Here is a 5,784-nt window from a genome sequence, read left to right on the forward strand (position 1 = left end):
TGCACCTCTTGAAGGGCGCAGCCCGTTCTAGATTCTCGCAGGACGATGTCCGATCTCGAATCTCTGTTTAAAGCTCATCAAACGCCTCAATCGCTTCGCTAAGCTTCTTAACACCATGAATCTGCATACCAGGTATACCGCCTTTAGGCATATTAGCTGCTGGTACTATTGCCTTCTTAAAGCCATGTTTAAATGCTTCGTTGAGTCGCTCCTGGCCACTTGGTACCGGGCGAATTTCACCAGCCAGGCCTACCTCGCCGAACACCACGACATCTTTTGGCAATGGTCGGTCACGGAAACTCGATAGTAACGCCATAACTAACGCTAAATCGGCACTGGTTTCGGTTACTTTTACCCCACCAACAACATTGACGAATACGTCCTGATCTGCCATTTGTAAGCCTCCATGCTTATGCAGAACAGCAAGCAAAAGAGAAAGTCGGTTCTGTTCCAGACCGACGGCAACCCTGCGTGGGTTAGCCAACTGAGAGTAATCAACCAAAGCCTGAATTTCGACCAATAACGGACGTGTACCTTCCCAGACAACCATTACAGAGCTGCCTGATGTCTCTTCTTCACCGCGAGAAAGGAAGATAGCAGATGGGTTACTCACCTCTTTCAGACCCTGACCTGTCATAGCAAACACACCGAGCTCATTAACCGCACCAAAACGGTTTTTATGGCTACGCAGGGTGCGAAAACGGCTATCGGTGCCACCATCCAGAAGCACGGAACAGTCAATAATATGCTCGAGTACTTTTGGTCCCGCCAGAGTGCCATCTTTAGTCACGTGACCAACAATAAATACTGCGACATTGTTCTGCTTAGCGTATCGCGTTAACGCAGTGGCAGACTCACGAACCTGTGCCACACTGCCCGGAGAGGACTGTACATCAGAGACATGCATAACCTGAATAGAGTCGATAACCATGATTCTTGGCTGCTCTTGCTCTGCAACCTGACAAATACGGTCAACATTGGTTTCTGACAACATTTTTAAGTTATCTTTCGGCAAGCCCAAACGCGAAGCACGCATCGCAACCTGCTGCAGTGACTCTTCACCTGTGACATAAAGTGTCGGCATCTGTGATGCCAGATAACACATAGTTTGCAGTAACAGCGTCGACTTACCGGCACCTGGGTTACCACCAATCAGAATAGCAGCGCCCGGAACCACGCCACCACCTAAAACACGGTCCAGCTCTTTGAAACCACTGGTAAAGCGCGGAACTTCTTGCAGGTCTATCTCAGAAAGAGTCTGAACTTTGGTTTCTGCTGTCGCACCTGCATAGCCAGACAGACGCTCATTTCGTGCAACACTTGGCGACGCTGCTAGTCGAACCTCACTAATGGTATTCCACGCACCACAGGCATTGCACTGCCCCTGCCAACGCGGAAAATCTGCACCGCAGTCATTACATACGTATGCTGTTTTCGCTTTTGCCATGTAACCTCAGGTCTCTAAATATTGTATTTGTGACATAAACAACGACGCAGGTGGCTTATATCATCTTCTCTACTTGATTCGCAGTAACATATCACTAAAGATCTTTATATCAAGGCCGATATGAACTGAGTAAGGGATACTCTAACAAAAAATATGCAGCAGCCAGAAATACTCTCTCTTGCGGAACGTTTGATTCCCGCATATCACTCAGAAGACTTCGATTATCTTCTTGGTCAAATGACTGAGGGTGATCCCCCGTCCGTTAAAATTCTGGTTAAAATGGAACTTAACCGAGTTATGGCTCCCTGTACAAAACCAATCGATTTACGTGGCAGGGTAAAAGGGGAATGCCGCGAGTATGAGCTTGATGGCCTCAAACATTGGTTAGATGATGTTGCTTTCAACGCCTACCATAAGAATACCCGCAAGTTTGGCGGTTATACCGAAGGTGTGTGGGAAGCCCTGTGTAACACTCACAACAACTTCCGCGTTATGCAAAAACGTGGCAAGCCACTCGGGACAGAGGTTTCTATCGATACCAGTGGTATTGATGTTGAAGCGATCACTTTAGGCTATGACCTCAAACGCAAAGAGAACCGTCTGAAACTCTCCTCTCAAATAGAGTTAAAGCTGAGTAACAACCAGATCGTCCATGCGGTCACGATTGACCTCTCTCCATCTGGTGCTAAGTTCAAAGTCCCTTCTGCATTCGATTACAAACTCGGTGAAGTCATCGAAGTTCGTCTGGTTGAACTAAGCAAAAGTGTTGAAGTTGAAGGAGTCGACTCTCTTCTTTCCTACCGAATCGTTGGTATTGATGAATCTTACGAAAACGATGCGGTTAAATTCTTACGACTACTGAAGCTAGATACTTCCAGTATTATTGAGCAGGTCATCGAGTACGTTATCAAAAGCGATACGCAGAAAGCGCGTCACGATAACCAGGACAAGATAATCCGTGCTCGCTCGCGTGGTTTCGAGCATACCTACCTCAAACACACATGCAACTTGCCTGTTTTCTTTAGTGGCAATGAGTTAAAGCTGGTATTGATGACGGAAAACAATCAACCTATCTGGCAATACTGGCATGACGAACGAAACCAGCAAACACTGAGTAACCTGTTTCACCAGCAACGTATGACGCAGCTTACGGCTGAAGGGATGCGCGGCAGTAATAACGTTCTCTACTCCTTTACTCATGAGCACAAAGACAAAACCTTATTCTTTTCGATGATGATGCCAGAAGCCACACGCGAAATGCGTCAATTATTCTGGCATATCGGGGCGAAGAAAGAGAGTTGGAAGGCATTTCGCCTGTCAGTGTTCGAGCTCTCACAAGCAGAGAAAGATACCCTAGCCAGCCACTCCAGTGAGCTGGAAACAGAATCGTTAACTCACTGCGGTATCTTGCAAGAAATCGCTGATGAAAATAGTCGTCAGGACTACCTGCTCACTGACAAACCTCAGCTGGCAAGTAATGAACTTAATCGCTTCAGACATGCTCGTAACCCTGAGAGTAATCCAGCTTGCGTCTACTTTGATGCTAAATCACGTCGCCGTGAGCCCAGGTATAAGTTCCGCTCACCTATCGTTCTGTCTCATGCCAATGGCACCTCGATTGAAGGGGTTAGCGTTGATATTTCGAAACACGGCATCAGTGTGGCTCTGACGCAACCATGTCACCTGAAAGCGGGAGATCTTTGTTCGATCAACTTTAAGGAGTTACAGCTGTACGATAAGAAGCTGCCCCTTACTGAAGTGCCATATAAGATCATCCGTGTTACTCCGGGAGAAAAAAGGCTTCAACTCGCGATCATCGAAGAGAGCCACATCATGCGTACGATCGCCTTTTTCGGCAAACTGATCGAACATAACCAGGACAAATTGATCGCCAAAAAGGAATTACTGCCAAGTAATGAACTGCTGGAGGGGCTACACAACATCCTGCTGGATAAGATGGTTAGCTCGCCACTCTACGTCGAGAAAAAAGGCAGCAGCCTGAGGCCAAAAGCGATTGGTGTGAACTACCCACTCAAGCCTTATCTTGCCATCCTGGCCAAGCTAGGGGACGAGAAGAGCTTCTCTTTAGGGCCAATCTATAAAGGCCGGACAAACACGCTTCTGGCACAGCCTATGAAGCGCATTGAGGGGGCTCAACCGCAATACCATGAGTTGTATTTAGCCACGATTAAATTTGGTACTCGTATTCAGTCAGTTGAATCTAAACTGAGCAGCGAGTTTGATAGCATCAAAGAGCGCATAATGTTCATTAAGAAATCACAGTCGATGGGTGAGTTTTACGCGATCCGTATCTGTGGCGCTCCGGTATTCGATCCTATTACTGCATTAGTGCGCAAAGATCTCAATGAACTCGCGCAGATCAGCATGCATCAGGCGCGCAGCCTTGAAAAAGAGATGCACAGTATCGTTGGTTACGGCGAATTGATAGATATCACTGAAGAAGTTCTGATTCGATTAGAACTGACCCAATAAAAAAGCGAGACTCAGTCTCGCTCTCTTCTATGGTTGCGGCTTAAAGCTGACTCGCTTTTGCTTGACCAGAATCGCCGACAGAATACAGATAATGCCGCCAAGTCCTGCATAACGTACAGCGCTTTTCGCCTGTTGTTCAACTTTGGGCTTAGCGTGATAGGCAACACCTAGTCCCGCCGCATCCATCATCACCAGATCGTTGGCACCATCACCGACTGCAATGGTGTTATGCGCTTCAATGTCATACTGCTCAGCCAGCTGCTGTAAAATATCTGCCTTGGTCTGCGCTGATACAACTTCGCCAATAACCTTGCCTGTGAGTTTACCATCAATAATCTCAAGCTGATTTGATTGAGCATGATCTAAACTCAGTAGCTGTTGTAGATAATCTGAGAAGTAAGTAAAGCCACCTGATGCGATAGCGGTTTTCCAGCCATACTGCTTTAGAGTACCGATTAACTCTGCGAGGTCTGGCATAAGCGGCAATTCCTCACGCACGGCACTCAGAATGGATTCATCAGCACCAGCCAGTTTATCAACACGTTGGCGCAGGCTCTGCTCAAAATCCAACTCACCCTGCATTGCGCGCTCAGTCACTTCCGCCACTTCTTCGCCAACACCCGCAAGCTTAGCGATCTCATCAATACATTCGATCTGAATCGCAGTAGAGTCCATATCCAGAACCACTAAACCCGGTTTAGTTAAGTCTGGCATATCGTGCAGAGTCGAATAGTCTATCTGCAGCGCTTGTAGAATCTCCTCATGCTCAGGAGTTAGCTCTCCCGCCATCAATGCAACTTCGTAGCCACCTACTTTCCATACATCGACCACAGCGTTGTAATAGCCGACGAAGAAGTCAATATCATCAAACTGGTCTGGGCATAAATAATCGGCGAATACTACCCAGCCGGCTTTGGCTTTATCAAACTGTGTTGCCAGTCGGGTCTCAGGTAAGCGGTTAATTAAAGGGGTATGTTTACGGATAGAAAGGGTCTTCAACGTGTCCATGTTAGCAATTCCTGTAAAATCTCCCATCACGTTAACCTATTGCAATTTAGATGCGCAAGTATCAATATGCTCTAAAGTATAATTAAGCTCTATTTAGGTGAAAAATGGACTCCTCTCTTTTCTCATTCCGGATGGCGATGAAGGTGTTAGGGATTGTCTCATTGATTGCTATGGTAGCGACAATCGCGATAAACAGCGTCAAGATTACCAAGGGCAATGAGCAGATTCAGGCCAATCAGTTAGAGACACTGACCGATATTCTGATCTCACAAGCTTCCCTATCTGCAGGCGATATGATCGTTAACCAAGATCAGGAGCGTCTGCTGAAACTGACCAATCAGTTAGCCAAAGACAATTTGGTCGTTGATGCCACCATCTATGACGCTGAAGGCGTTAAGCTAGCAGCCAGCGATCAAGCTAAATCAGTGCGCGAAATGCTTGGTCTTGATACCCCTCTGGAAACCGCACGTATCGGTAAACAGCAACTCGTTGAACCAGTTTTACATGACGGCTCTGTGATCGGTTTTGTGCGTATCACCTTTGAAACTGGCAAGCTGACCGCTTTCTCTGACCACTACTACCGAAAGAGTGATCGATACATGTATACCATGGTCGGACTCAGTTTTATCGCAGGTCTTCTATTAACACTGATCGTGCGCCGAAAACCAAGCAAGCGCAAAGGCGAGAACTTGTTGTTGAAGGATATGTAAGCGAGAAGCGAGAAGCGAGAAGCGAGAAGCGAGAAGCGAGAAGCGAGAAGCGAGAAGCGAGAAGCGAGAAGCGAGAAGCGAGAAGCGAGAAGCGAGAAGCGAGAAGCGAGAAGCGAGAAGCGAGAA

Annotated in this window: 4 protein-coding genes; 2 read left to right on the forward strand and 2 right to left on the reverse strand. The window is 47.1% G+C overall.

Translation table 11 applies throughout. The features are described from left to right. Positions 1–67: 67 nt before the first annotated feature. Complete coding sequence (radA, locus tag RH46_RS19735; protein ID WP_006881296.1) at positions 68–1,447, reverse strand: DNA repair protein RadA; 1,380 nt, start codon at positions 1,445–1,447, stop codon at positions 68–70. A 153-nt stretch (positions 1,448–1,600) separates the two neighbouring features. On the opposite strand from radA, the gene RH46_RS19740 reads away from it, so the two are divergent. After that, entirely contained in the window at positions 1,601–3,940 is a 2,340-nt protein-coding gene (locus tag RH46_RS19740) for a PilZ domain-containing protein (protein WP_006881297.1), read from the forward strand. 27 nt (positions 3,941–3,967) lie between these two features. Here the strand turns inward: RH46_RS19740 and serB are convergent, their stop codons facing one another. Then, complete coding sequence (gene serB / locus RH46_RS19745) at positions 3,968–4,948, reverse strand: phosphoserine phosphatase (protein ID WP_006881298.1); 981 nt, start codon at positions 4,946–4,948, stop codon at positions 3,968–3,970. 104 nt (positions 4,949–5,052) lie between these two features. On the opposite strand from serB, the gene RH46_RS19750 reads away from it, so the two are divergent. Next, entirely contained in the window at positions 5,053–5,658 is a 606-nt protein-coding gene (locus RH46_RS19750; RefSeq protein WP_040896316.1) for a YtjB family periplasmic protein, read from the forward strand. Positions 5,659–5,784 lie beyond the last annotated feature (126 nt).

Source organism: Vibrio brasiliensis LMG 20546 (assembly GCF_000189255.1).
Taxonomy (GTDB): Bacteria; Pseudomonadota; Gammaproteobacteria; order Enterobacterales; family Vibrionaceae; genus Vibrio; species Vibrio brasiliensis.